A 24,735-nucleotide genomic window follows, 5' to 3' on the forward strand; every position below is an offset into this window, starting at 1 on the left:
GGGTAAACCCGCTCCCGCAGGTCCAGCGGTGTTGTTGAGAGCACCCACAGGCACAGCGACAAGTTTGACAGCACCACAGAACCTGTGGGAGCGGGTTTACCCGCGAATGGGCCGGTGATACCACCGCGATTCGTCGACCGCGCACGGCAATTTGCCATCACCTTTACTACACTGCTTTCACCGCTGCCGCGCTGCCTGGCCAGAGGCCTGCAAAGGAGTGCCCGTGGTTTTCCATTCTCACGCACGCCAACGCGGCGCGATCGGTCTGATGGCCGCTCTAACCCTGGGTCTTGCCCTGCTGTTCATGCTGCTGGTGGTCGATAGCGGCCGGCTCTATATGGAGCAGCGCAAGCTTCAGCGCATCGCCGACATGGCGGCATTGGAGGCAGCCGGCCAACATGCCGTGTGCACCGGCACCGGCCCACAGGCCACCACGCTTGCGCGCACCGCCGCCACCCGCAATGGCCATGACCCCAGCAACCCGCTAGTCGCCAGTTGCGGCCATGTGCTAACCGGTGCCGACCACCTGCACACCTTCACCGTCGATGCCTCGCGCAATGAGGCGATCAGGGTGCAGGTCAGCAACACAGTCCCCACCAGCGTTGCCGCCGGTGTCTTTGCCTTGGTCAAAGGCAATGGCTTGCCCTTGACCAGCACCTTGAGTGCCAGCGCCGTGGCCTCGGTGCCCACGCAACCGCAGGCGATGCTGCGCATTCGCAGCACGCTGGCCAGCATTGATACCACCAAGGCAGGTGGGCTCAATGGGTTGATGGGCGCCCTTGGTGGCAATATTCAGCTCGATGTCGCGGGCTGGCAGGGCCTCGCCGATACCCGGCTCAACTTGCTCAAATATGTCAATCAGTTGGCGATCGACTTGAACGTCAAGGCCGGTGACTACCAGACGCTACTCGGCACCAATGCCAGCGCAACCCAATTGTTGCAGGCTGCCGTAAAGGTTCTGCAGCAAAGTGGTGCGGCGGCGAATGTGGTGACCAATCTGGGCAAGATCGCGATCGCCAGTGGCGGCAGTACGTTGCAATTGGGGGATCTGCTCGACATCCAGAACGGCACCACCCAGGCGGGGCTCGATGCCAGTGTGCAGCTGATCGAACTGGTTCACAGCGTGATCCTGCTAGCGACCAGCGAGAGTGCAGCGAGCATCGACCTGTCACCCAGCCTGCTCGGTCTGGCCAATGGTCGAGTGCGGGTGAAGGTGATAGAACCCCCTCAGATTTCATCGATAGGTGACCCGTCAAAGGACGAGCTCAGGGTGCACACCGCCCAAGTCAAAGTCCTGGTGTCTGTCGATCTGCCCTTGCTCGACAGCGTCTTTGGCCTGGTAAACGCCGTGCTCGACTTGGCCGCGCCCTTGACCAACGTTCTGAACAACCTGCTCAGCCTGAACCTGTTCGGCACCGTGCAATCGCTGACCTGCAGCCTGGGCATCCCGTGCAAGGTCAGCGACATCAAGCTGATGCCGAACAAGCTTCACCTGGACATCGGCCTGGAAGTGAGCGAAGCCACCAGTCGTCTCAAACCCCCGCTTCAGAGCAGCTACAGTTGCGCCCCCAAGCGCCTGACCACCCTTACAGACCGCTCGGCAGTGAAGATCTCGGTGGGCAGCTTCGACTCGCCCGACACGTTTTTCGCCCAGGGCACCGCTGCGAACAAAGCCCTGCCCTTGATCGACATCGGCACCAATGTCTGCAGCCGCCTGTTGATCCTGCCGCCAGTCTGCGGCACCCGCGTGCCCTTCGCCGGCGGCGGCATCGGCGTGCGGGTAGACAGCAAATTGCTGGGGTACGGCCAAGGCGAACATGACTTGGTATTCCAAGGCGCGAGCGAGCCGCCTGACATTGGCAAGGACCCTCGCTACCAAGCGATGGCGACCGCCAACAGCAACGTGGTGGGTAGTCTCAGCGATACCCTGTTGGGGATTCATCTGGAAGCTTACGAACCCACAGCGAACAGCGGCCTGGGCAAGATCATGGTACTCACCGCAGGTTTGCTCGATGGCGTGAAGAGCATCCTTGAACCACTGATCAAAAACCTACTCAGCCCGTTACTCGATCCCTTGGTGGAATCACTGCTCAAGACGCTGGGCATTGATCTGGTCAACGCCGAAGTCGGCGCCAACCTCAGTTGTTCCAGCGGCCGCGCTCAGTTGGTGCTGTAAACCGGCAGACACACCCTGAAGCACGCACCCTCGGCCCCATTGGCCACACTCAGGCTGCCTTCCATGGCTTCGATGATGCCATGGCTCACCGACAGCCCCAGCCCAGTGCCGACACCCGCCGGCTTGGTGGTAAAGAACGGCTCGAAGATCCGCGCCTGGACCTGCGGGTCGATGCCGCCGCCGTTGTCCTCCACCCACAGGCACAGCTGCCCGGGCTGCAAAGTCTGGCGGATGCTGATCCAGGGCTCGGTGCGGCGTTGTTCGAGCAGGGCATCGCGGGCATTGATCATGAGGTTGATCATCACCTGCTCCAGTTGGTCCTTGTGCCCCAGCACCTGCGGTTGGTCCTCGGGCGTCTCGATCCGCAGGGAGACGCCCTTGCCGCGCAGGCTTTCCTCGAGCATCGCCGTCGCCTCCTGCACCGCGCTCCAGGCCGCGAAGCGCTGGCGCTCGACCTCGGAGCGGCGCCCGAACACGCGCATGTGGTCCACCAGCCGTGCGGTACGCTCGATCTGCGCTTCGATGCGGTGCAACTTGTCCTCCAGATAGGCAGGCTCGGCCGTGCCGTTCTCCAGGCGTTTCAGGGCATTGGCCGCTGCCATGCGCATGACGTTGAGGGGCTGGTTGATCTCATGCAGCAGGCCGGTGGTCAACTCGCCGAGGGTCGCCATCTTGGCGCCTTGTAACAGCTGCCGCTGACTGCGTCGTACCTCGGTGTTGTCTCGGCCCACGGCCTGGATTTCCAGCAATTGCCCCTGCTCATCGAACAGCCCACGATCGGCCCAGACCCACCAAGCATGCTCGCGACCGGGCAACTGCAGGCAGATCTCGGCGCTGCTCATCGGTTGCTCGGGGGTCAGCAGTTGCAGCCGCGCCAGGAACGCTTCGCGCTGCTCCTGCGAGAGCCACTGGCCGAGGTTCATGCCCTCCAGTTGCTCCGGCGCGCAGTGCAGGTAGTCAGCCAAGGGTCGGTTGCCAAACACCAGGGAAAGGTCCGGGCGATAACGGCAGATCATCGCCGGAGAATCCTCCACCAGCACCCGGTAGCGCTCCTCGCTCTGGCGTACCCGGTCGGCGGCCTCGGTGGCCTCGCTGACATCCAGCCACAAGCCGACCACCTCCAGCGGCTGGCCAATATCGTTGCGCAGCAGTCGCGCCTCATCGAGTATCCAGTGGTAGCCACCCCGACTGTCGCGCAGGCGGTAGCGGCTGCGCGCCTGGCCATCACGCAGCAAGGTGCGGGTACGTTCCAGCCACAGCACACGGTCGTCCGGATGCACGGCCAGGCCCGGCTGGCGGGCGTGTTCGCTGTCCGGCGCCCAGCCCAGCAGCGGCATCAGGCTGGCACTGAAGAATTCACTGTGCAACGCACCTTCGGCGTAGCGCTGTATGTAGATCACCGCCGGTGAACTGGCGATCAGGCTTTCCAGGCGTGTGCGTGCCGCGCTCGTCTGCAGCTCCTGCGTCTTGAGCGCGCTGATGTCGAGCAGAAAACCACGCAACTCGCTGCCCTGCAACCGGCCCACCCAATGCAGCCAGGCTGGATCGCCGTGCCCGTGGAGGGCCGGCACGCGCACACTCAGGCTCAGGTCATCGCCCATGCAGGCCTGCTCCAGGGCCAGGCGCGCCGGCTCCCGGTCGGCAGGGTGCAGACGCGCAAGCCACTGCTCCAGGCTGGGTTGGTGAGGCAGATCAAGACGCGCGGCCAGGGTTGGGTCCAAATGCAGGCCGTCCTCGCGGGACCAGGCCCACCAGCCCGCGCCCAGCTGTTGCTGCAACTGCGCCAGGTAACCGCTCTGCTGTTGCAGGCGGACATGCCGATAGCGGCTGAGCAGGGGTTCGATCAAGGCCTGCCACAACAGGTGCGCATCGGCGGGCATCTGCTGCCCGCCGGCACACAGCAACCAGGCCTGGACCTGCGAGCCTTCAAGGTACGGCAGCACGAACAGCGAAACGCCGCCGCACAGCGTCAGCAGTTCTGCAGGCAGCGTGGCGGTTGTCTGAGGTTGCGCCGGCAGGCCGGCCAGCCAGGATTGCAGGCGGGCATCACCCGGCCACGGCCAAGGTGTCTCGTTACCGGCGAAGGTACGCCAACCCGAAGCCTGCGGCAGCATCAGACACACGGCGGGGACATGCCAGTGCTCGGCCAGATGCTGCAATTGCACCGCCACGCATTGGGTCAAACGCTCCGCGCTGCACTCGCGCAAGGCACGGTCGATGTCCTTTGCCAGCTGCCACTCGCCTTGATGCTGCCAGGCGTGGGTCCGCTCAAGCAGCAGGTCGCCGATATCGAACAATTGCAGCAACCAGCCATCGCCTTGGCGCATCACCCAGCCACGGGTACACAGGGGGTTGCCGGTGGCAGTGCGGAAATCCAGATCCAGCGGTTGCCCCTGCCAATCGGCAGGCTGCCCTTCCAACACCAGCCAGCTGTGCCGCTCCAGGTAGTCGTGGACCCGGTCGCCGCCCTTCAGCGGCAACGCCAAGAGCGTGCGTAACGGCCCGGATAGGCGCTGCACGCTGCCTTGCAGATCGAGCCATACCTGCAGGCCTAGCGCTGCCGGTGCCTGAGCCTCGGCGGCGGGTGCCTGAGCGCCGCTACGCCAGCGGTCAAACAAGCCGGTCACAGTTGCAGGCTCGCTTTGGCCTGCAGTTGGGCGGGTAACCGTGGCACTTCACCAATCAGCGGCAGCACCAGCACCGGCAATACCTTGGTCAGGCGCTGGCGCGGGTATTCGATCGTCACGGTCAGCAGCTTCCCGTTCAGGTCGACCTTGGCATCTGTAGCCGTGCTGAAACCCAGGGCCGACGGCATCCACGCCAATTGCTGGTCAATCGATTGCCGCGCCACGGTGGTGTAGCTGGCAACAGCGCTGCCCGGCTCGAGTGCCACGCAGCGGCGTACTGCCTCGCTGGCCGCCTGGTTGAACGACTGCACCATCAGCATCGGCAATGCATAGCTGACCAATCCGTAGAACACCGCGAAAAACACCATGAAGACTGCGACGAACTCGATGGCGGCCGCACCTTTTTGCCGTCTTGCCAGGCTTGCTTTCATGTTCGCGTCTACCCTGACTATGACACCTGAAACACAGCATAGAACCGTTCAACGAATAGGGATGGCATTTTGCCAATGCAAAGCATTGTTCTCCTGATGTGGCTTGCCTTGTGCACCGAACAAGATATCCGCGAACGGCAGCTTTCCAACGCTCTGACCCTGGGCGTTGCGGCCTGCGCCCTGGTCTGGCTGTTCGCCACCGGGCACAGCTGGATCGGCGCCGAGCCCAGCGATGCCGGTTGGGCACTGGCCATCGTCATGCTGCTCACCCTCCCCGGCTACATGCTTGGCCGCTTCGGCGCAGGCGACGTCAAGCTGATGGGCGCCCTGGCCCTGGCCACCAGCCCCCAGTACGTGCTTGGCACCTTCATCGGCGCCGGCATCACCGTGCTGGCCTGGCTGCTTGGACGCCGCAGGCTATGGACCCTGCTCAACCCCAAGGTGAAAAAGCGGCTACAGAAACTGGCTGAAGAAGTCGGCGACAAACAACCCTTCGCGCCCTACGTGCTGGTGGGCTTTCTGCTGACAGCCGTATGGATTCAATAACGACATATAACCTGTACAAACCTTGTACAAAGTCACCAACACCGACTACCGTCTTTAGCGCCCATACACAGGAACAAGGGCCCAGAACGAACAGGGAGTTGATCGTGAACAAACAGCCCAGCACGGTGAAGATACTGGTCGTCGATGACCAGCCAGAGGTGGTCGAACAGCTGTGTGAATACCTTGAGAACCACGGCTACGCCTGCACCCCGGCCCACAGTGCCATCCAGGGCATCGAGCGCTACCAGGCCGACGAGCAGATCGGCCTGGTCCTGTGCGACCTGCACCTGCCCCAGATCGATGGCATCGAGATGGTCCATGCGCTGAAAAAACACACCGGTCGCCAGCGCGTGTTCGAAGCGATCATGCTGACCGGACAAGCCGAGAAGCAGGACATCATCCGCGCCCTGCGGGAAGGGTTCGCCGATTACTACCAGAAGCCCGTCGACCTGCAGGAGCTGCTCGAAGGCGTGCGACGCCAGGAGCAGGCGCTGCTCGAACGCCAGCGCAACATCCATGAGCTGGGACACCTGAACCAACGCTTGCAAGAGCTGGCCGAGTCCATCGACGTCCTCTACCAGGACCTGGAGAAAGCCCGTGGCCAAGGCATGCACCGCCGCGCCACGGACATCGAGGAACCGGAGGCCGAATTGCCCCCGGTGTTCGACAAGCTCTCGCCTCGCCAACTGGAAGTGGCCAGGCTCGTGGGCAAAGGCAAGACCAACTACCAGATCGCCTGCGAGCTAGGCATCACCGAGAACACCGTCAAGCTCTACGTGTCGCAGGTGCTGCGCCTGACCCACATGCACAACCGCACCCAACTGGCCCTGGCACTGATGCCAGTTGCCTCGCCGGTGAACCAGCGTTTCTCCACCCACTGAGTCGCGTTTCACTGCTGGTTTGGGCTGCTTCGCAACCCTTTCGCGGCGCCCAGCAGCCGCAAACCAGGCGGCAGGTTCTGTAAAGCCGATCAGTTACCGGTGGTGCTCATCGACTGGTAGCGAAACGCATCGGGGATCGGGTACTTGTAACTGTCCAACCAACGCTGCAGGGACAGCTCTCGCTCCGTAGCGCTCTGCTTCTGCGTCTTCGGCGAGGCCTGCTGGTTGCTCGCCTGCACCCGCAACCAAGCTTCGGCGGTACTGTCCGGTGGCGGCAGGCGAGGTGGGTCTTCGGCCTGGGCGAGCAGCGGGCAGGACAGGCAGAGCACAATCATCATCGGCTTGAACATGGCAACGCCTCCTGTTTTTTCAACCCACCGAGCCACGCCCGGTCTCCCGCAACTGCTTGGCCCGGGCCTGGGCCTCGGCGAACTGCTCAGGCTTGAGCCCTAGCCGGGCCACCAGGTCGGCGGCCTGTTGCCAGTTGTCCTCGACCAGCGACAGAGTCACCAGGTTGACCGCCGGCAGCGGATTGTCGTCCTTGAGCTCGATGGCGGTCAGGAACTCGAAGCGCGCCTGCTCATGATCGCCCAGGTTCATCAGCACCACCCCCAGGTCGTTGCGCACCTTCTCGTCGGTCGGCGCCAGGCGCACGGCCCGTTGCAGATTGCGCAGCGCCTGCGCATCGTCGCCACGCGCCGAGGCGAGCTGGCCCAGGCCGTGCTCGCCTTCGGCCGCCAGGCAGCCGCCAAGCAGACTGCGGTACAACGGCTCGGCCTCGCTACGCCCAAGCAGACGCAGCACCTTGGCCTTGCGCAGGCGCACCTGGTCGAGGTCGTCCGGCAGTTGCTGCAGGTGCGCGTAGCTGGCGTGAGGGCGCCCGTCGTTGAGCATCTCGTCCGCCAGGTTGAGGGCCAATTGCTGGTCGGCACTGGGCTTGCCGCAGGACGAGGTGCCCAGCAACCGAGCAAACCCCTCGGGTGGCTGGCCGGCACAGCCTGCCAGCAACAACAGCCCGGTGAACAACAGGATCGCTTTCATCCGACTCTTCCTTTCTCAGAACGCCAGGGCCCGCGTCAGTGCGGTGAAACCCGGTCCGGCCAAGACAATGATCAAGGCCGGGAACAAGCACATCATCATCACCGCCGACATCTTTGCCGACATCTTCGAGACCCGCTCCTGCAGACGTGTCAGGCGCCGATCATCAAGCAAGGTCTTGAGCCCCAGCAGCGACTTCATCGCACCGCTGCCCTGCACCAGCAACTGGCGCAGGATCACGCAGGTGTCGATGAACTCGTCCACCGCCAGCAGGCGTGCAGTCTTTTCCAGCTCCGGCCCCAGCGCGAGGCCCGAGTCCACGCGTTGCAATACCAGCCGCAGCTCTTCGCTGACGTGCGGCACCAGCGTGCGGCTCTCCTGGCTCAGCACGCGCAAAGCTTGTTCGACCGCCAGGCCGCTCTCGAACAGGATACGCAGCAGAGGGATCACCAGGCTCACCTCTTGGGCGATGCGTTGCTGGCGGCGCAGCGCCGCCATCGCCAACAGGCGCTTGGGCAGCAGATACCCGATACCCAGAGCACACAGGGTCAGCACCAGCCCATGGCCGAGGCCGCCCTGCTGAAGCAACAGCGTCAGGCCCGCCGCCAACACCGGCAGCCCTAGTTGCACGGCCGCGAACAATGCCCTGTGACGACTACGACGCCAGCCCAGCCGCTCCAGCAGGGTCTGGGTTTCGCTGTCCAGGGTCTGCAGACGCCGGCCCAACGCAGAGTTCCCCAACCAATGCAGCCAGTCCCTCAGCCGTTCCTCACGTGCCAGTTGGCCTTGCAGGCGCCGGGCGACCATCTGCCGGGCGCGGATCTCACGCAAAGCCTGCAGGCTCAACAGAACGAAGCCTGCGAACAGGCACGCGGCACAGATCAGCCAGGCCATGGTCACAGGCTCCTCATCATGCGCCAGAGCATCAGGCACCCCACGGCCTGCAGGGCGAAGGCGAACAGCAACATCATCTGGCCCTGGCTGTCGTGCCACATGGTCATCAGGTAGCCGGGGTTGCCCAGCAAAAAGTAGCCGACCATGGCCAGTGGCAATGCGCCGAGGATCAAGGCGGTGATCCGCGTCTCGCCGGTCATGGCCCTGAGCTGGCGAGCGCCCTGCTCACGCTCGCGGATCAGCTTGATCAGGTTCTCCATCAGCTCACTGGCATTGCCGCCATAGTGCTGGTTGATGCGCAGCCCCAAGGCGAACAGACGCAGTTCGTCCTGCTCATACAGTTCCGCCAGCTCATGCACGGCCTCCTCCAACGGCACGCCCATACGCACGTTGCGCTGCACACGGCCCATGGCCGAACGCAATGGCTCGCGTGTGCCTTCGATCCCGCCGAGCACCGCATCGCTGAGCGTGCGGCCAGCCTTGAGGCTGCGCACGCTGTAGTCAAGCAGCCCTGGCAGTTGTTCGACGATAAGCGCCAAACGGCGGCGACAGCGCCAGCCCAGGTAGAGGTAGGCCAGCAATGGCAGCGCGGTCAGCGCCAGCAAGGCCGCGACCCAGCCGGCCAGCAACAGGGCCAAGGCGACCAAGCCCAACCAGCCCGACAACCAAGGGCGCAGGCTGAACTCGCCCTGGGCCAGCCCCGCCCGCTGCAACAACGGGTCGAGCCAGTCACGCCGGATCGTGCCGGTGTGCACGCTCTGGTAGGCACGTCCCAGCCGCTGCAGGATGCGCTCCTCGCGGCGTTTGCACTGACCGCGACGAATCAGCAGCAAGGCCACCCCGAGCAACAAAGGCGCCAATGCCAGCAGCAGCGGCCCCATCACATCAGCCCTCCTGGCGCAGCTTGGCGCCTGCCGGGTTGGGGGCATCGCGCAAGAAGCCCTCGCCGCCGCGCCGGTCGAGGCGGAACAAGGTATTGGTGACATACACGTCGTCACGCACCCCGACCACCTCCAGTACTTCGCTGACGCAACGCCGGCCATCGGCCAGACGAGTCAGCTGGATCACCACGTCGAGCGCCGCGCACACCATCTGCCGCAGGGTCTTCTCGGCCACCTGGCGTCCCGTCAGCCCTACCAGGGTCTCCAGGCGCAGCAGTGCATCCTGGGCGGTGTTGGCGTGCACCGTGCTCATCGAGCCATCGTGCCCGGTGTTCATCGCGGTGAGTACGTCGAGCACTTCGGCGCCACGGATCTCGCCGAGCAGGATGCGGTCCGGGCGCATCCGCAAGGCGTTGCGGATCAGCTCGCTGGCTTTGATCTCGCCATGCCCTTCGGCATTCGGTGGCCGGGTTTCCAGGCGCACCACGTGCGGGTGGTGCAGTTGCAGCTCCGCCACGTCTTCGATGGTCACCAGGCGCTCATGAGGAGAGATCAGCTGGCTGAGGATATTGAGCAAGGTGGTCTTGCCCGTGCCCGTGCCGCCGCTGACCAGGATGTTGCAGCGCCGGGCCACGGCGCGCTCGAAGAAGTCGAAGATGGCCTGGTCGATGGCACGCGTGGCCAGCAGGTCGGCGCTCTTGAGCATGTCCTGGCGAAACTTACGGATCGACAGACACGGCCCGTCCAGCGCCACCGGTGGGATGATTGCATTGACCCGGCTGCCATCGGGCAGGCGGGCGTCGACCATCGGCGAGGACTCATCCAGGCGTCGCCCCAGTGGCGCGAGAATGCGCTGCATCACCCGCTCCACGTGATGGGCGTCGATGAAGCGCAGGTCGGTGCGCTGGAGCATCCCGGCCCGCTCGACGAAAACCCGGTGCGGGCCGTTGACCAAAATCTCCGTGACACTGGCATCGCGCAGCAGCACCTCCAGCGGGCCATAGCCGGTCAGCTCATCGACCAGCTCCTCGGCCAGGCGCTCGGTCTCGTAGCGCGACAGTGCCAGGTGCAGGCGCGCCACATAGTCGCCGACCTGCTCCACGACGAACTGTGTGAGCGCAGGCCGCGCGCCTTCGAGCAGGTTGCGGCCGCTGTCTTCGATGGCATCGATGACGAAACGGTGCAGGGCACGCTTGAGTGCCTGCGGGTCGGCCCCCGCATGTCGCGGGCCGCCAAAGGGTTCGTCGGCACTCATTTATGGCTCCACAGGCGGCGCAGCCAGGTGGTGGGGGTGGGCTTGGCCAGGTGCTCCGAGCGCCGCGCCAGTCGCTCGCCGAGGTAATGCAGGGCCTGGGTCAGACTCTCCCGCGGGGCCAGCTCGAACAGGCTCAACCCTTGGTTCTTGGCGTTCAGGCGCACCTCTGGGCTATAGGGCAACGCCTTGAGCAAGGTCAGGCCGTAGCGCTTGGCCAAGGCATCGGCATCCGGCGCCACGTTGCGCAGGTAGCGGTCCACCAGCAGCACGGCATGGTCGAGCTTGATGCCCCGGTCGCGCCACTGCTCCAGCACCTCCAGGTTGCGTCGGCAGTCGAGGATGTTCTGGTCGGTATAGACGATCAGCTTGTCGCAATGGCTGACGATGGTGCGCAAGGCATCGTTGTCGGCCTGGCCGGTGAGGTTGACCACGATGTGCTGGAAGTGTTGGCGCAGGGCACTGAGCAACATGTACAGCTCGGCCGCGCTGGTCTGCTGCAGCGGGTCGTCGCTGTCGGCGTAGGCCAGGATGCGTAGACCGCCCTTGTCTCGCGGGAAGGCGCTGTCGATAAGGGTGCCATCGAGCCGACGCAAATGGCGCAGGGCGTCGCCGAAATAGAACGACGCCTCCAACCCGAGCAAGGTCAGGCTGTCCCCCCGCGGCAGGCCAAGGTCGAGCAACAAGGCTTGCTGGCCGCTCTCCTGCACCACCCGCGCCAGGTGGGTGGTCAGCAATGCGCCATCGGCTGCGGCCTGGGCACCGTAGAGCACCGTCAGCCCGCCCAGGCTTGGGTTGTTGGCGACCGCCGGCAGCCGCTTGCTCAGGCGCCGCACCAAACCTGCCACTTCGCTGGCGCGCGAGCCGTAGGCGACGAAGTCGCGGGCACCGGCGCGCATGGCGTGCAGTACCAGTTGGTTGTCCATGCCATCGCCCAGGGCCACGATGGCCAACATCGGCTTGGCCTCCAGCACGCCCTCGATCAGCGCGCACTGGTTGATCAACTGCTCGCGGTCCAGGCCAATGAAAAGCAGGTTGCTGAAGGTCACGTCGACCAATGCCAGCAACTCGTCGAGGCTACCGCCGCTGGCACCGATCACTTGGCCGAGCGGGGCGAGCGCACCCTGCAGCCAGCGCAGGTCCTCCTCGTTGCGGGTGATAGCCAGGTAGGTCTGGTTCAGGCTCTCGCTCATCGTGATAACCCGCTACGGCCTTCGAAATTGCCGTTTTCCAGGAAGAACAGCTGCCCCCAGCTGGGGTCGTAGGTGCGCAGACTCTCGCCCGGCAGTTCCGGCAAACGGGCATTGGCGGCCAGCGGCTGGACCAGGTGAGGCGTGACGATCATCAGCAGCTCGGTGTCTTCGCGATTGACCGTCGACTGACGGAAGAACGCACCGAGAATAGGCAGATTGCCAAGGCCCGGGAACTTGTCCACACCCGAGCGGGTGCTGCTGCTGACCAGGCCACTGATGATGAAGCTTTCCCCATCGGCCAGGGAAATGCTGGTATCGGTGCGCCGCACTTTAAGGCCCGGTACCTGGGTTCCAGCGATATTCACCGCGTTTGTGTAATCCAGCTCGCTGACTTCCGGCGCGACCTTGAGGGTAATGCGGTCGCGGCTGACCACGGTGGGCGTCAGGGCCAGGCGCACGCCAAACTCCTTGTATTCGATCGACACGCTGTCGCTGCCGGTGCTCGGCACCGGGATAGGGATTTCGCCGCCCGCGAGAAAACTTGCGGTCATGCCACTGAGCACAGTCAGGCTCGGACGGGCCAGGGTGTAGGCGAAGCCGCTGGTTTCCAGGGCGTTGATCGCAGCCAGAAAGCGGCTGCTGCCACCGCCCCAGACAATGTTGAACACGTTGTCGTCGAGCGGAATCAAAGGCCGGGCGATTGGCACAGCGCCAGGTGTGACACGGGTACCCGGCACGGTGCCCGGTGAGCCGATCAGGCTGTTGTTCGACCCCTTGAAGAACAGCCGCGCCCCAGCCTCCTTGTATTTGTTGCGCTGCACTTCGACGAAGCGGATATCGGCCTGCACCTGGCTAGGCAATTGAGAGGCCTGGGAGGGCAGCATCGTGTCTTCGACCATGTCCGCGCTGGCCCGCCCCTTGACGAACAGCATGGCCCGGTGCGGTGCCGGCGCGCAGGCGGTCCACAACATCAGGCTCGTATTGCCTGGCCCCACCGCCGTCAGCAACACGGCACGCTCGCCGCTGGCCTGGACATCGGCGACCTTGGGCTCGCCCACCGCAACACGACTGATGGCCACCGGCAGGCGCAGCTCCTGTTGCAGGCCCTGGTCCATCTCGATCACCGACGGCAGTTGGCTGAATGCGGCGCAGCCTTTGTCGGCCGCGTGGGCCATTGGCAGCAACGTCACCATCGTCAGGGCAGGGCACAACTGTCTGAGTATCCGCTCGATACTGCACATGGCGGCGTCCTTGCTAGGTCACGGAGTGTTGGAGGTGTCGGCAGCCTGGGCGCCACGGATGATCTGCATGCCCGAGGTGCCGCTACCAGGCGCCACCGTCTTGGCAATCGGCACCTGGGAGAGCTGACTGAAACGATAGAGGTCGCGGTTGGCGTTTTCCACCTGTGGACTGGCTTCGGTGCCCGCCCAGTAGCGGGCCAGCCGTTGTTCGTCGGCGCTGCGCACCGCCAGGCGCAAGGTCCCTGTCTGGGCCGCCAGCATCAGCCGGCTGGCCAGCGCTTCAGGCACGGCCAGCGCCACGGTGCGGGTCGTGCTCCCCGGTTGATCGCGACGGGCCTTCTGCTCCTCCTGGGTCTGTGCCGGCCGGCCATCATTGGCCAAGCCCATCTGCTCGCCCACGCTGAGCACCCGTAAAGCCGGCAACACCACCTGCGCGGAAGACTGAGGGTTGTTGTTTTCCTCTCGCAGGAACAACAGCACATCCACGTAGTCGCCCGGGCGAAGCTGCCCGGCAGCACCGATCACATCGTCCACCGCCACGGCCACGGCCCGCTCGTGTGGGCGGATCATCCGCGCCAGCGGCCCACCGGCCTGGAAACTGTCTTCCTCGAGCCAACTGCCCGCCGCGAGCGGCCGCATGCTGCTGCGCCCGACAGCCTGCTCGATTCGCTGAAATGCCCCTGCCGGCACCACTTGCAGGCGCTCGATCAACAGATCGTCTTGGGTCAAGGGGGTATTGGCGGCAACCTCGCGGCGCAGCACGACAATCTGCGAGCGCACCGGCTCCTCGGCCTTGGCCGGGGTCAGCGCTGCAGGTGCAGCGACGGGGGCCACTACCGGGGTGGGTTGCACGGTCGGCGCCGCAGGGCGACTAAGGACCAGCCCCCAGTACCCAGCCGCCAGTGCGGCGACCAGGAAGAAGCCGGCGAGCATCATGGTCAAGCGACTACTCATATCCGCTATCCCCTTACGCCGTTTGCTCATTCAGCTGATGGCAAAAAGAAACTATTTCGCTATTGCAAGGTAGCCCAGAAGCCACAAATTGCCATGAGAAACAGGCACTTTTTGATGCCAACAAATTGACATCTCGGCAAAACAGAAACTTAGCGCGGCTATGCGACATTAATACTTTTGGATTAATCCGTTGTTACATTTGCAGCTTTCAATAGCTTGGCAAATTCTGTGATGGCAAAGGGGTATCACTCAGGCGATTCCCCGCCATCAGCGCTCGAACGCGCGAGGAGTTGCACCATGTCGCTCAACCGCATCCTTCTCCACTGCAAACAGTTCATCACGCGCAAGGACGGCGCCTCCGGTATCGAATACGCGGTGATCGCAGCCATGGTGGCGGTCGTGCTGGCGGGGTTCGTCCCGGGTGTGTCCAGCAATGTCAAATCGGTCATGGATAAGATCGAAGCGGCCATCACCACAGGTGGTGGCACCGGAACTGGCACGGGGACTGGGACCGGCAGCTAAGGAAAGACTGGATAGCTTTGGACCCCATTCGAAAGGAGCCGGCCATGTCACTCTCTTCCTTGCGTCAACAGATCCTCCTGGTGGACGACGAGGAAGAGGCACTGCTCGAACTCGCCGAACTGCTGGAGAACGAAGGCTTCATTTGCCTCACCGCCACCTCGGTCAAAGGCGCCCTGCTCCAGCTCACCCGCCACCCGGACGTGGCCCTGGTCATCACCGACCTGCGCATGCCCGAGGAAAGCGGTATCGGTCTGATCAAGCGCCTGCGTGACCACACCGCGCGCCAGCACCTGCCGGTGATCGTCATGTCCGGTCACGCCGACATGGAAGACATCAGCGACCTGCTGCGCCTGCAAGTGCTGGATCTGTTCCGCAAGCCCATCTACCACGCACGCCTGCTAGAGACGCTGGAGAACTTGTTCCCCAAACCGCGGATGCAGGTGGTGTGCTGAACCCTGGGGACGCTGCGCGCCCCACCCTAGGCTTTGCCAACTCCCTCGAGATATCGCAGGGGTACGGTTCACTCTGCTTAAGCGTCGCTCGCCCTCACAGGGAAACACTTAGGCTCACCATAATCCTAGGGCTGCGATCCAGGCTGTCCTGCGCCACATCTGCCAGAGGCTTGGCCAGTTCCAAGGCCAGGTTGTAAAAGCGTCCATCCCCGATCCGCAATCCCAACGCCGCTGAGGCCAGTTGCGCCCGCTCCAGGTCGCGCCCGTTCGACCACGCCCGGGCGGCATCGAGCACCAGATAAGGCTGCAGCAACCGAGCCCAGGTGCCGTCGCGGTGGACGCTGTAGTCCAACTCGTAGGCCAGCCCCCAGCCCTTGTCGCCCGAGGCCTGGTCGGCCGGATAGCCGCGCCCGAAGTGCTGTCCGCCGAACAGCACACGCTCGCTGTCGGACAGGTCGTTACCGCTCCAGTAGAGCGCGCCGGACACCACGCCCTGCCAGTCAGGCGCCAACGCATCGCGCTGCAGGCCAGACAGGCGCAGGCGCAAGAAATCCACGTCGCGTGCGCTGTCACTGCGAGCGCCGAACAAATCCAGGCCTTGGTGCACGCCGGCACTCACCCTACGCAACCGACTGTCCTCCACCTTGTGCCAGTGCCCTTCGAAGGACACCGCCCGAATATAGGTATCACTGTCGTCCTGACGCGTCGGGTCGGCCGTGCGCCAGTCGACGTGATCGGCCGTGGTATAGAAATGCCCTATCACATCCAGCCACTCGTCGGGCTTGACGATCAGGGCTTGGCTGATGCCGATCGCAAGGCGCTCGCTGTCCCAACGCTGGCGCAGGTTCTCGCCATCATCCAAGGGTACGAAGGTGCGCGGCTCGCTGCGAAAGCGTGACGCCGAGAGCAGCAGCCGGCTGCCTTCGGCGTCCAGGTACTGGCTGTAGTCGAGTCGATAGTAATGGGCCTCATCGTCGCCAGGCGGCAGCAAGACGCGGGCGCTCAATTGCTCGGCGAAACGGGTCTGGGCCTGGCTGTCGAACGCCACCAGCGCTTGCGCGGACGTGCGACTACCCTCGGCCAGGGTCAACCTGGCGCCAAAGGGTTTGCGCCCCACATGGACGATCAGGCGCATGGCGCCATCGCGCCGCCCTGTGGGCTGCAGTTCGGCCTCGACACTCACGCCAGGCATACGCCCGATCAGTCCGGTATAGCGCTCGAAGGATTCTCGCGTCAGTGGCCGCTCGGCCTTGAGCTTGTCCAGGATTTGCTCCAGGTAGTCGACCGCAGGGCCGATGTCCCCTTGCACCTGGGTTTCGCCGATATACCCCTCCTCCAACACCACTTGGATGCGGCCATCGGCGAAGTCCTGGGGCGGCAGGTAGGCCCGCGAAAGCAGGTATCCATCGCGCCGATAACGCTCGGTCAGGCGGTCGGTCACTGTGATGAGCTCAGCCAGGGTCACCTGATGGCCGACCAAGTGCTGGTAGTGCTCGCGCAATTCGCTCAGCAGGTACACCGTACCGCCTTCGAAGCGCACCTTGCGGACTGCCACAGTGGTGTTCACGGGCCCTGCAGGCGCTGTTTCCTCCGCAGTCGGCATGCGCACCCTCGCAGGAAGAGGACGATAGGTATCGATTGGCAGGTTGGGGGTGGGCAGGCGTCGTTCGACCTCATTGCCGTCGAGCACGCCCGGCAGCGACCCGGCACGGCAAACACAGGCCCAGGACACCATCAGCAGCGTAACGACCAGAGGACGCATAGGACGCTCCATGACCCCGCCAAGACCGGGCGCAACAGGACCGCCCTCTGGTTCAAGCGTAGGTGCTGGCCTCACGATCGTCGAACGGCCGAAGCAAGCGGTGCGGTGGTCGCTATTCGCTGATCTGAAACTCCACCCGCGCCGTCTCGCCACTTTCGTCCAGCGCGCTGAGTTCGATGCGTCCGGTCTTTTCGAAGCGCACCAGCAGGCTGTCCTGGTCGCGGGTCTCGCCCAAGGGCTGGCCATTGAGGAACCACCAGCGCTGACCGCTGCCGCCCAAGGCCGAAACAGGCACCTGCAACGGTTCGCGACTGGTAGCCGGGCGCCGCAGCGTGTCGCCGGGGCGCACGCCGACGATCGACAGCGGCGGCGCGCTCACCGGCACTTGGGGCGGACAGCGGGGGTCCACCGCCGGCAGGCGCGCGGCGCGGCGTTCGATGCGGGGCAGCCACGGCTCCAGCGGCGCCGGCCACAACGCCACCTCCTGCGCCTTGGCACCGCTGCAACTGGCATCGACGCGCAAGCCACGCCCATTGATCCAGACCTTCTCGCGCAACCCAAGCCCCAGCGGCTGATCGGCCGCTTGCAAGGTCGGCGGCGTGGTGCCGTCCAACGTCCAGGCGAAACGTTGGCGACGGCAGTTGGGGTCCAGGCGGTTCATGGGCTGGCCCAGCGGCCAACAGATGGCGGCCACACCGACGCTCGCCGGCACCCGCTCGGCCGGCACATTGATCCCCCGCTGGCTGTCACGGTTGCTGAGCAGGTCGTGGACTTGCAGCATCAGCGGCGCCGCCGAGGCCAGGCCGAACTGCCCCGGCACCGGCGTGCCGTCGGGCCGGCCGATCCACACACCGATCAGATAGCGCGGCCCCACGCCCACCGACCAGGCGTCACGAAAGCCGTAGCTGGTGCCGGTCTTCCAGGCCAACTGCGGGCGCTGCACCAGTTCAGCGTGAAGGTCACGGTCCGGCCGGGCCTGACCGCTCAAGATACGCCGGATGATCCAGGCCGAACCAGGCGACAGCAGCCGCCGCTCAACCAGCGGATCCTGAGGTTGCAGGCGAACCCGCGCGCTCTTGCCTTCACGGGCCAGGGCCGCGTAGCCACCCACCAGATCCTCCAGACGGCTGCCCGCACCGCCGAGAATCAGCGACAGGTTCGGTTCGGCGAGCGGCGGCAGTATCAGCGGCATGCCCCCCATGCGCATCTGTGCGGCGAAACGCTTTGGCCCGTACGCCTCAAGCAACTGCACTGCCGGCAGATTCAGCGACAGGGCCAGGGCGGAGCTGGCCGAAACCGGGCCCGTGAAGCCCATGGAGAAATTACCAGGCCGGTAGTCGCCATAACGACGCGGCACGTCCTGCAACAACGATTCCGAGTGGATCAGCCCATCGTCCATGGCCATGGCATAGAGGAACGGTTTGAGGGTCGAGCCGGGCGATCGCAAGGCCTGGACCATGTCGACATGACCAAAGCGGCGCTCATCGGCCAGGTCGATGGAGCCGAGGTAGGCGCGCACGGCCATGGTTTGCGACTCCACGACCAGCAGCGCCGCCGAGGTGCGCTCAGGCAGCCGCGCACGCCAGCCCAGCAGCAGGTCCTCCAGACGACGTTGCAAGGCCGCGTCGAGGGTGGTGCGAATCAGCGGTGGGCTGCTGGCGCTGTTCAGACGCCGGGCCAGCAAGGGGGCCAGGGCCGGCTCCTGGCGAGGTGCCAGCAGCAAGGGTTCTTCCCGCGCCTCACGCACCCGCTGTGCCGGCCACACCTGGTACTCGGCCAGGCGCTCCAGCACCTTGTCGCGGGCCCGCTGGGCACGTTCGGGGTGGCGATCGGGGCGCAACCGGCTGGGTGCCTGGGGCAACACCGCCAGCAGCGCTGCCTCGGCAGGCGTGAGGTGCATCGGCGACTTGCCAAGGTACGCCCAGCTGGCGGCGGCCACCCCTTGCAGCGTGCCGCCGAACGGGGCGCGGTTGAGGTAGAGCTGGAGGATTTCGCGCTTGGACAGGTGCCACTCCAGCTGCGCCGTACGCCACAGCTGACGCAGCTTGCCCGACAGGGTGCGCGCGTGCGGGTCGAGCAGGCGTGCGACCTGCATCGACAGTGTGCTGCCGCCCGACACCACGCGGCCACCGCGCAGGTTCAGCCAGGCAGCCCGTGCCAGCGCCAGCGGGTTGACCCCGGGATGGCTGTAGAACCAGCGGTCCTCGTAGGTGAGCAGCGCCTCCAGGTACAAAGGCGAGACCTCCTCGGGGCTCACCGGATACCGCCACACCCCGTCGGCATCGGCAAAACGCCATAGGGGCGTGCCATCCTCGGCAAGCACCACCCGCGCCAGGTCATCGCCCGGCATGGGCAACGGCCACAAGCGATCGGCCAGCCACAACAGCGCCACGACCAGCACACTGGCGATGCCGATACCACGCACGACCCTTGCGGTGCGGGTGCGCAGGCACGCTACCATTGGCATCGGGAACCGACCTGCCCAAGTGATGGCCAAAGGCTAGGGAACGGCGCCCGCGCCGATTCGTTCATCAGGAAGCAACTATGCATGTAGAAGGTTTTTTCGAGTGGCTGGGCCAAGCACTGGGTTCGTTGATCCGTTTCATCGTCGACGGCCTTAGCGGGTTGTTCAACCTGCTGGCCAACGCCGGCAGCAGTTTCATCGACGGCTTGGCGCGCAACCTGGGCATGGACACCTCGCTGGTCAGCATCCTGGCGCTCATCGTCGGCCTGATGCTGCTGTACTCGGCGGTCCGCGCCTTCATGCGCGCCTCGATCATCGTCGGGATCATCTGGGCGTTGCTGGGCCTGTGGGTCTTGAGCTGGATCGTTCACTAGAGCTGCAAGCTGCAAGCAAGCGTGGCCCACACCACCTGATTTTACTTGCCGCTTGCCGCTCGAAGCCCGAAGCTCAACTCAGCGCCCTCGCACGACCATCTCTCCCTGCCCTTCCCCCACCGCTTGCAGGTTAGGCCGGTACATCGACTCCACCTGCGGCGGCGGAATGCGATAGGTGCCCGGCGTCACCGCCCGGGCCAGGTACAGCAGATGGCTGGTGCCGTAGCCATCGAGCTTGAGCGCGGCCACATAGCGGTCGTCGCGATACTCCTGGTGCACCAGGCTGGCATTCTGCATCGACTCGCGCCACTCCTTCACCGCGCTGCTGGCGTTGTCCAGACTGGCGGCGCTCTGGGCCAGGTTCTGGTTTTCAAGCTCCAGGCCCGCCGGCAGCAGGTCCACCACCAAGGCGTCCGGCACTGCGGTGGAGGCCTTGAGTGCCAGGTGCACCAGCACCAACTCGCCGCTGCGCAGGTTGCGCACATCCAGCGGCTGGCCGTTCATGCCCAGGTACTCACGGCGGATCTCCATGCCGTTGCCCCCGGCAGGCGGGGCCTGGCGCGGGTAGCCGGAGAGGGTCAGCTGCTGGTAGAGGGTCTCGCTGCCCTGGTTCTGTACGGTCAGCGGCGACATCAGCAAGGGGCCTTCGAGCTTCATGCCCGATTCAGCGTTGTTGAACTCGCGGACCTCTCCGCCGCTGTCCAGGCGTGCCTGCCACTGGCCTTCCGGCTTGCCCAACAGGCCACGACCGGCTAGGTACAAGGCGTTGCGCTCCTGGGTCGACAGCCAGCGGTTGGCCGCCAGTTCATCGGACAGCGCGAACAGGCGCTGGTCGACCTGGTTGCTGGCCAGGTTGTTCTCCTGCAGCAAGGCCAGGATCAGCGCCTGGTCTCGCAGGGTGCTGCCGTAATCGGCCATCCAGCCATCGCTGCGCTTGACGCCAAGGCCCGCCTGCAAGGCTTGCTGGGCACGCGGCTTGTCACCCATCTTGTCCAGCGCCACCGCCAATTGCACCAGTGGCAAGCCGGAGCGCGCATCGCTGCGGCGCTCGAACAGGCCACGCAGGGCACCGAGCGGCGCCTGCTGGTTGCGCGCGAGCACCAGCGCGGCGTAGGCCTGCACGGCAAAGCGGGTGTGGTCGGCGTTCTGGCTGTAGTCCACCTCGATCAGGTTGCGCTCCTGCACATAGCGCAGCAGGCGTTCATTGGCTTTTTTCAGGGCCTCGGCCGGTACACCGAAGCCTTGCTCGCGGGCGCGCAGCAGGAAGTCGGTGACGTAGGCGGTCAACCAGTATTCCTCTTCGCTGTCCGAGCTCCACAGGCCGAAGCTGCCGTTGTAGCGCTGCATGCCCAGCAGGTGCTCGATGCCCATCTCGATCTTGCGCTTGCGCACGTCGGCCGGCTCGCCCTTGATACCCAGGCGCTTGAGGCTTTCGGCATCGGCATAGAGCGAGGGGTACAGGCCGCTGGTGGTCTGCTCCAGGCAGCCGTAGGGGTAGGCCTCTAGGGCGCGAATCTGTTCGGCCAGGTTCAGCGGTGGGCGGCTGGACAGCGCCAGGCTGGCTTCCAGGCCCGCGGTCTCGAAGGCCGTGAGGTCGCCTTCAGGCAAGGTCCAGGGCTGGTCCTTGAGCGCCACGCGGTAGTGCTTGAGCATCGCCGGATAGGCGGGGCGCACGCCAAGCGTCCACTCGCGCTCGAAGGCTGGGGTCGGCTCGCCAGGCAACTGCAGGCCGTTGACCCGCACCTGCACCTTGCCTTGGCCCAGGCCACCCTGGGCCTGCACCGGGATCATCAAGGTCTTGCGCTGGCCCTCGGCCAGGCTGACGCTCTGCTGGCCTTCGCCGGCCAGGGCCAACTGGCCGTCGGCGCTCACCTGCACGTTCAGTTGCTGGGCGCGGCCGGACAGGTTGGCCAGGTCCAGCGCCAGGCTGGTGCGATCGCCACCGGCCAAAAAGCGCGGCGCCGAGAGTTCGGCGATCAGCGGTGCGGCGACGACCGTCTTGCCTTCGGCCATGCCGAAGTGCTCGTCGGTCCAGGCCTGGGCCATCAGGCGCAGCTCACCGTTGAAGTCCGGAATCTCTACAGTCGCCTCGCCCTCGCCTTGTTCATTGAGCGTTACCGGAAGGCTTTGCTGGGCAACGATGGTGACCGTGGTGTTGGGGCGCTTGCCGCCCTTTGCCATGGCCGCGTCGCCACCGAATGCCAGGCTCGCCAGACGGCCCTGCCCGGCCTCGATCAGTTGGCCGTAGATATCCAGTTGGTCGGCACCGTAGGCCTTTCGGCCGAACAGGCTGGCGAACGGGTCCGGGGTTTTGAAGTCGGTGATGTTGAGGATGCCCACGTCCACCGCCGACAACAGCACATGCACCTGTTTCGGCACGCTGCCATCAGCGTTGGCGGCCTTGAACTTAACGGTCAGCGGCTGTTTGGGGCGCATCTTCTGAGGGGCCTGCAAGGTCACTGCGAGCTTGCGTTCGGCACGGTCCAGCGGCAGATGCAGTACGCCCACGGCACGCTTTGGCGTGGCGTTGGCCTTGCGCTCACCGGGGCGGATCACCAAGGCGCTGATGTACAGGTCGTGACGCGCCCACTTTTCATCCAGCTGCACGTCGAAGGTCTTGCCCTCGGCAGGCACGTCGATCTCCTGCCACCACAGCGGGCCATCGCTGGACTCGATCATCAGATAACCGCTGCCGGCGGCAGGTGGGGTGACCGTGACTTTGGCGGTGGCCCCGTCGGCATAGGACGGTTTGTCCAGGGCCAACTTGACCTGGTCCGGACGCACTGCGCCGCCTTCGGCGTTGTCCTGGGCCCGGTAGCCAGCCCAGAAGCGCACGCTGGAGACCAGCCCTGTCTGCGGGTCTTCCACCTCGACCCGGTACGGGCCCCACTCCACCTGGAAATTCAGCTTGGCGGTGCTGCCAGCCTTCACGCTGACGGTCTCCTCGCTCTGGGTGAGGAATTTCTCGTTGTAGTTGTAGCTCCAGCCGTCGCTCTGGGAGTAGTTCCAGTAGTAGTCGCGACGCTCGCGCACCAGGCGCACCTTGAGGTCTTCGGCGGCAAGTTTGTGGCCTTCGCGGTCGGCCATCAGCACTTCGAATTCCACGGGACCATCGCTGTCGGTTTCCTCGCCCTCGAACAGGCCACGCAGGCCCGGCAGGCGTTCGGCCGGCCAGATCGGCTGCTCCAGGCGGCGGGTGATCGGCCGGCCGCCAGACTCCTGGAGGCTGGCCTGGACGGTCAGTTGCAACGGCGAACGGGCCTCGGCCCAGCGGCTTTCAATGTCCAGGGTCGCCTTGCCAGCGTTGTCGAGGGTCACCTCGTCCAACTCCAGGTCCTGGTTGAGCTCGGTCTCGGTGACCGAACCGAACTGATAGCCCGGCAGCGCCGGCACGGCTTCGCGCAGGGGGCGCACATAGGCCTGGCCGCTCAGGCGGTTGCCGGCGGCAGGCGCGCCGTAGAGGTAACGGCCATTGACCTGGATGCGCGCGGTTTCGTCAGGCGACAGCGGCGTGCTGCTGCCCTTGAGCTCCAGGGCCAGGCGCTCGGGGAGGAAATCCTCGACCAGGAATTCATAGACCTGCTTGCGCCCGCCTCCCAGATCGAGCAGCAGTTGCCAGCGTCCGGTCGGGGCTTCGGTGGCCAGTTGCAGTTGGTACTGGAACAAACCCTTGCTGTCGGCCTCCCAGACGAACTTGCGGCTGACCTGCTCATCCGGACGACGTACTTCGACCGTCACCGGTTGCGCCTTGACCGGCTTGCCGTCCTGGTCGCGCAGCAGGCCGTTGAGCAACACCGTCTCACCCGGACGATACAGATCGCGCGGACCGAAAATGAAGAACTGCAGCGGGTTGGCCTGAGGGCCTGTGATGTCGAACTCGGCCAGGTCCAGGGCGGCGGTGTTCAGGCGCAGCAGCGTGGTGTTCACCCCTTCGGTGGCGATCAACGTGTCGGCCTTGGCAGTGATCGGCAGTTGCGCGTGGCCCTCGCCGTCGGTCTCGGCCTGGGCCAGCAGCTTGCCCTTGTCATCGTGCAGCTCGAGGTTGACGCCCTTGAGCGCCTTGCCGCCTTCCAGGGCCTGGGCAAATACGTCCAGGCGATCCCGGTAGCGATGGGCGGAAACGCCGATGTCGCTCAGAGTGAATAGGGTCGCCGGCTGGGAATAGTCATAGGTGCCCGAGGCGCGCATCACCGCCAGGTACACGCCTGGCTCCTGCAGCGGCTTGATCCCGGCGATCGGCAGCAGCACGGTCTCGCGGGTGTTGCGCGCGGGGTTGAGGTCGAAGCGGCCGCTGTAGACCAGGTCGGCCATGTCCAGGGTTTCCTTGGACTGGTAGTAGTACAAGCTGCTGTTGCGGCCCCAGTTGACCAGGAAGCTGGAGAGCATGTCCGGCTTGATGCGGAAGAATTCCACATCGACCTTGTCGACGTTCAGGGCGATCACCGGTAGGCCTTCGGCCAGGCGGGTGGGCAACAGCGAGCCGCGACTGGCGAAGCCCACGGTCGGCTGCATGTCGCGGGTTTCCAGGCGGGTCACCGACTCCTGCTCCAGACGCTTGTCGTTGACCGCCAACAGCCCCTTGTCGACCGTCAGGACCAGCTTGCGCTGGGGCTCCAAATGACGCAGGCGCAGTTCCATCTGGTTGTCCGAAAGCTCCCAGGCGCCGTCGATCTTGCCTTTGACGGTATCGACCAGATGGACCTTGGAGGCGAAGTCCTGGTTAGCGTCCAGGGGGGCGGAGAAGCTGACCGAGAGGGTGCTGGCGCCGTCGAGTTGGACTTCCGAGACATCCAGCACGGTCAGTTCGCGGTCGGCGTAGCGTTTGGCCAGGACGACCGGGTCTTCGCGCTTGGGCGCCGGGGTGGCGGCAGAGGCTGCCGCAGCCGGCTTGTCGGCAGGTGCCGGAGCATCCTTCGAGGAGGAATCACAAGCACTGAGCAGCGCCAGCGCGCAGGCCAGCAACAATCCTTTGTTGAGCATGGAGAGAGAACTCTTGGGCAGCGTGTCGATAAGGGCGCAACTATAGCGCAATGCCTGGCGACGCACC

At 65.0% G+C, this 24,735-nt stretch carries 19 protein-coding genes; 6 read left to right on the plus strand and 13 right to left on the minus strand.

The window, feature by feature from the left end; all coding sequences use genetic code 11:
- Window positions 1-223: 223 nt before the first annotated feature.
- Entirely contained in the window at window positions 224-2,176 is a 1,953-nt protein-coding gene (locus tag ABOA88_RS17595; RefSeq protein WP_367851929.1) for a pilus assembly protein TadG-related protein, read from the plus strand.
- On the opposite strand, the gene ABOA88_RS17600 is transcribed toward ABOA88_RS17595, so the two are convergent.
- Window positions 2,161-4,803, minus strand: a complete 2,643-nt coding sequence (locus ABOA88_RS17600) for a PAS domain-containing sensor histidine kinase (RefSeq protein ID WP_367851928.1) — start codon at window positions 4,801-4,803, stop codon at window positions 2,161-2,163. The genes ABOA88_RS17595 and ABOA88_RS17600 overlap by 16 nt on opposite strands.
- Window positions 4,800-5,234, minus strand: coding sequence for a TadE/TadG family type IV pilus assembly protein (locus ABOA88_RS17605; RefSeq protein ID WP_196169174.1), 435 nt, complete (start codon window positions 5,232-5,234; stop codon window positions 4,800-4,802). The genes ABOA88_RS17600 and ABOA88_RS17605 overlap by 4 nt, the downstream gene beginning before the upstream one ends.
- A gap of 75 nt (window positions 5,235-5,309) precedes the next feature.
- Between ABOA88_RS17605 and ABOA88_RS17610 the strand changes: the two genes are divergently transcribed.
- Window positions 5,310-5,780 carry an A24 family peptidase gene (locus ABOA88_RS17610; protein ID WP_196169175.1) on the plus strand — a complete coding sequence of 157 codons (471 nt, stop codon included), beginning with the start codon at window positions 5,310-5,312 and terminating at the stop codon, window positions 5,778-5,780.
- A 104-nt stretch (window positions 5,781-5,884) separates the two neighbouring features.
- Complete coding sequence (locus ABOA88_RS17615) at window positions 5,885-6,661, plus strand: response regulator (RefSeq protein ID WP_367851927.1); 777 nt, start codon at window positions 5,885-5,887, stop codon at window positions 6,659-6,661.
- An 89-nt stretch (window positions 6,662-6,750) separates the two neighbouring features.
- Here ABOA88_RS17615 and ABOA88_RS17620 read toward each other — a convergent pair whose 3' ends face one another.
- From ABOA88_RS17620 to cpaB, 8 genes are read right to left on the minus strand one after another with little or no spacing between them, the layout of a single operon-like run.
- Window positions 6,751-7,011, minus strand: a complete 261-nt coding sequence (locus tag ABOA88_RS17620) for a DUF3613 domain-containing protein (protein WP_196169177.1) — start codon at window positions 7,009-7,011, stop codon at window positions 6,751-6,753.
- Between the two features lie 19 nt (window positions 7,012-7,030).
- Complete coding sequence (locus ABOA88_RS17625; protein ID WP_196169178.1) at window positions 7,031-7,702, minus strand: tetratricopeptide repeat protein; 672 nt, start codon at window positions 7,700-7,702, stop codon at window positions 7,031-7,033.
- A 15-nt stretch (window positions 7,703-7,717) separates the two neighbouring features.
- Complete coding sequence (locus ABOA88_RS17630; RefSeq protein WP_367851926.1) at window positions 7,718-8,593, minus strand: type II secretion system F family protein; 876 nt, start codon at window positions 8,591-8,593, stop codon at window positions 7,718-7,720.
- 2 nt (window positions 8,594-8,595) lie between these two features.
- The gene (locus tag ABOA88_RS17635) at window positions 8,596-9,477 is read right to left on the minus strand and encodes a type II secretion system F family protein (RefSeq protein WP_196169180.1); all 882 of its coding nucleotides are present in this window, start codon (window positions 9,475-9,477) and stop codon (window positions 8,596-8,598) included.
- 1 nt (window position 9,478) lies between these two features.
- Complete coding sequence (locus ABOA88_RS17640) at window positions 9,479-10,729, minus strand: CpaF family protein (protein WP_196169181.1); 1,251 nt, start codon at window positions 10,727-10,729, stop codon at window positions 9,479-9,481.
- Window positions 10,726-11,919: a pilus assembly protein gene (locus ABOA88_RS17645; RefSeq protein ID WP_196169182.1), complete on the minus strand. Its 1,194-nt coding sequence runs from the start codon at window positions 11,917-11,919 to the stop codon at window positions 10,726-10,728. Before ABOA88_RS17645 ends, ABOA88_RS17640 begins: the two co-directional genes overlap by 4 nt.
- Entirely contained in the window at window positions 11,916-13,160 is a 1,245-nt protein-coding gene (locus ABOA88_RS17650) for a type II and III secretion system protein family protein (protein ID WP_196169183.1), read from the minus strand. Before ABOA88_RS17650 ends, ABOA88_RS17645 begins: the two co-directional genes overlap by 4 nt.
- 18 nt (window positions 13,161-13,178) lie before the next feature.
- Window positions 13,179-14,114, minus strand: a complete 936-nt coding sequence (gene cpaB / locus ABOA88_RS17655; RefSeq protein WP_367851925.1) for a Flp pilus assembly protein CpaB — start codon at window positions 14,112-14,114, stop codon at window positions 13,179-13,181.
- A 297-nt stretch (window positions 14,115-14,411) separates the two neighbouring features.
- Between cpaB and ABOA88_RS17660 the strand changes: the two genes are divergently transcribed.
- Together ABOA88_RS17660 and ABOA88_RS17665 are read left to right on the plus strand one after the other, a co-directional pair.
- Window positions 14,412-14,636 (plus strand): Flp family type IVb pilin, encoded by a 225-nt coding sequence (locus ABOA88_RS17660; RefSeq protein ID WP_196169185.1) that lies wholly within the window; start codon window positions 14,412-14,414, stop codon window positions 14,634-14,636.
- 44 nt (window positions 14,637-14,680) lie between these two features.
- Window positions 14,681-15,088, plus strand: coding sequence for a response regulator (locus ABOA88_RS17665; RefSeq protein ID WP_043207882.1), 408 nt, complete (start codon window positions 14,681-14,683; stop codon window positions 15,086-15,088).
- Window positions 15,089-15,182: 94 nt separating this feature from the next.
- On the opposite strand, the gene ABOA88_RS17670 is transcribed toward ABOA88_RS17665, so the two are convergent.
- Both ABOA88_RS17670 and pbpC read right to left on the minus strand, forming a co-directional pair.
- Window positions 15,183-16,850, minus strand: coding sequence for a ShlB/FhaC/HecB family hemolysin secretion/activation protein (locus ABOA88_RS17670; RefSeq protein ID WP_196169186.1), 1,668 nt, complete (start codon window positions 16,848-16,850; stop codon window positions 15,183-15,185).
- A gap of 112 nt (window positions 16,851-16,962) precedes the next feature.
- Entirely contained in the window at window positions 16,963-19,317 is a 2,355-nt protein-coding gene (gene pbpC / locus ABOA88_RS17675) for a peptidoglycan glycosyltransferase PbpC (protein WP_367851924.1), read from the minus strand.
- Between the two features lie 77 nt (window positions 19,318-19,394).
- Between pbpC and ABOA88_RS17680 the strand changes: the two genes are divergently transcribed.
- Window positions 19,395-19,688: a hypothetical protein gene (locus ABOA88_RS17680; RefSeq protein WP_196169188.1), complete on the plus strand. Its 294-nt coding sequence runs from the start codon at window positions 19,395-19,397 to the stop codon at window positions 19,686-19,688.
- 78 nt (window positions 19,689-19,766) lie between these two features.
- Here ABOA88_RS17680 and ABOA88_RS17685 read toward each other — a convergent pair whose 3' ends face one another.
- Window positions 19,767-24,668, minus strand: a complete 4,902-nt coding sequence (locus ABOA88_RS17685; RefSeq protein WP_367851923.1) for an alpha-2-macroglobulin family protein — start codon at window positions 24,666-24,668, stop codon at window positions 19,767-19,769.
- Window positions 24,669-24,735: the final 67 nt, after the last annotated feature.

Source organism: Pseudomonas sp. PKS (assembly GCF_051913525.1).
GTDB lineage: Bacteria > Pseudomonadota > Gammaproteobacteria > Pseudomonadales > Pseudomonadaceae > Aquipseudomonas > Aquipseudomonas guariconensis_D.

Coding starts and splice junctions, on each gene's coding strand:
- ABOA88_RS17645 (WP_196169182.1), bottom strand. CDS start 11,919: ATGAGCGAGAGCCTGAACCAGACCTACCTGGCTATCACCCGCAACGAG.
- ABOA88_RS17625 (WP_196169178.1), bottom strand. CDS start 7,702: ATGAAAGCGATCCTGTTGTTCACCGGGCTGTTGTTGCTGGCAGGCTGT.
- ABOA88_RS17670 (WP_196169186.1), bottom strand. CDS start 16,850: ATGCGTCCTCTGGTCGTTACGCTGCTGATGGTGTCCTGGGCCTGTGTT.
- ABOA88_RS17680 (WP_196169188.1), top strand. CDS start 19,395: ATGCATGTAGAAGGTTTTTTCGAGTGGCTGGGCCAAGCACTGGGTTCG.
- ABOA88_RS17605 (WP_196169174.1), bottom strand. CDS start 5,234: ATGAAAGCAAGCCTGGCAAGACGGCAAAAAGGTGCGGCCGCCATCGAG.
- ABOA88_RS17685 (WP_367851923.1), bottom strand. CDS start 24,668: ATGCTCAACAAAGGATTGTTGCTGGCCTGCGCGCTGGCGCTGCTCAGT.
- ABOA88_RS17620 (WP_196169177.1), bottom strand. CDS start 7,011: ATGTTCAAGCCGATGATGATTGTGCTCTGCCTGTCCTGCCCGCTGCTC.
- ABOA88_RS17630 (WP_367851926.1), bottom strand. CDS start 8,593: ATGGCCTGGCTGATCTGTGCCGCGTGCCTGTTCGCAGGCTTCGTTCTG.
- ABOA88_RS17640 (WP_196169181.1), bottom strand. CDS start 10,729: ATGAGTGCCGACGAACCCTTTGGCGGCCCGCGACATGCGGGGGCCGAC.
- ABOA88_RS17665 (WP_043207882.1), top strand. CDS start 14,681: ATGTCACTCTCTTCCTTGCGTCAACAGATCCTCCTGGTGGACGACGAG.
- ABOA88_RS17650 (WP_196169183.1), bottom strand. CDS start 13,160: ATGTGCAGTATCGAGCGGATACTCAGACAGTTGTGCCCTGCCCTGACG.
- ABOA88_RS17660 (WP_196169185.1), top strand. CDS start 14,412: ATGTCGCTCAACCGCATCCTTCTCCACTGCAAACAGTTCATCACGCGC.
- cpaB (WP_367851925.1), bottom strand. CDS start 14,114: ATGAGTAGTCGCTTGACCATGATGCTCGCCGGCTTCTTCCTGGTCGCC.
- pbpC (WP_367851924.1), bottom strand. CDS start 19,317: ATGCCAATGGTAGCGTGCCTGCGCACCCGCACCGCAAGGGTCGTGCGT.
- ABOA88_RS17610 (WP_196169175.1), top strand. CDS start 5,310: ATGCAAAGCATTGTTCTCCTGATGTGGCTTGCCTTGTGCACCGAACAA.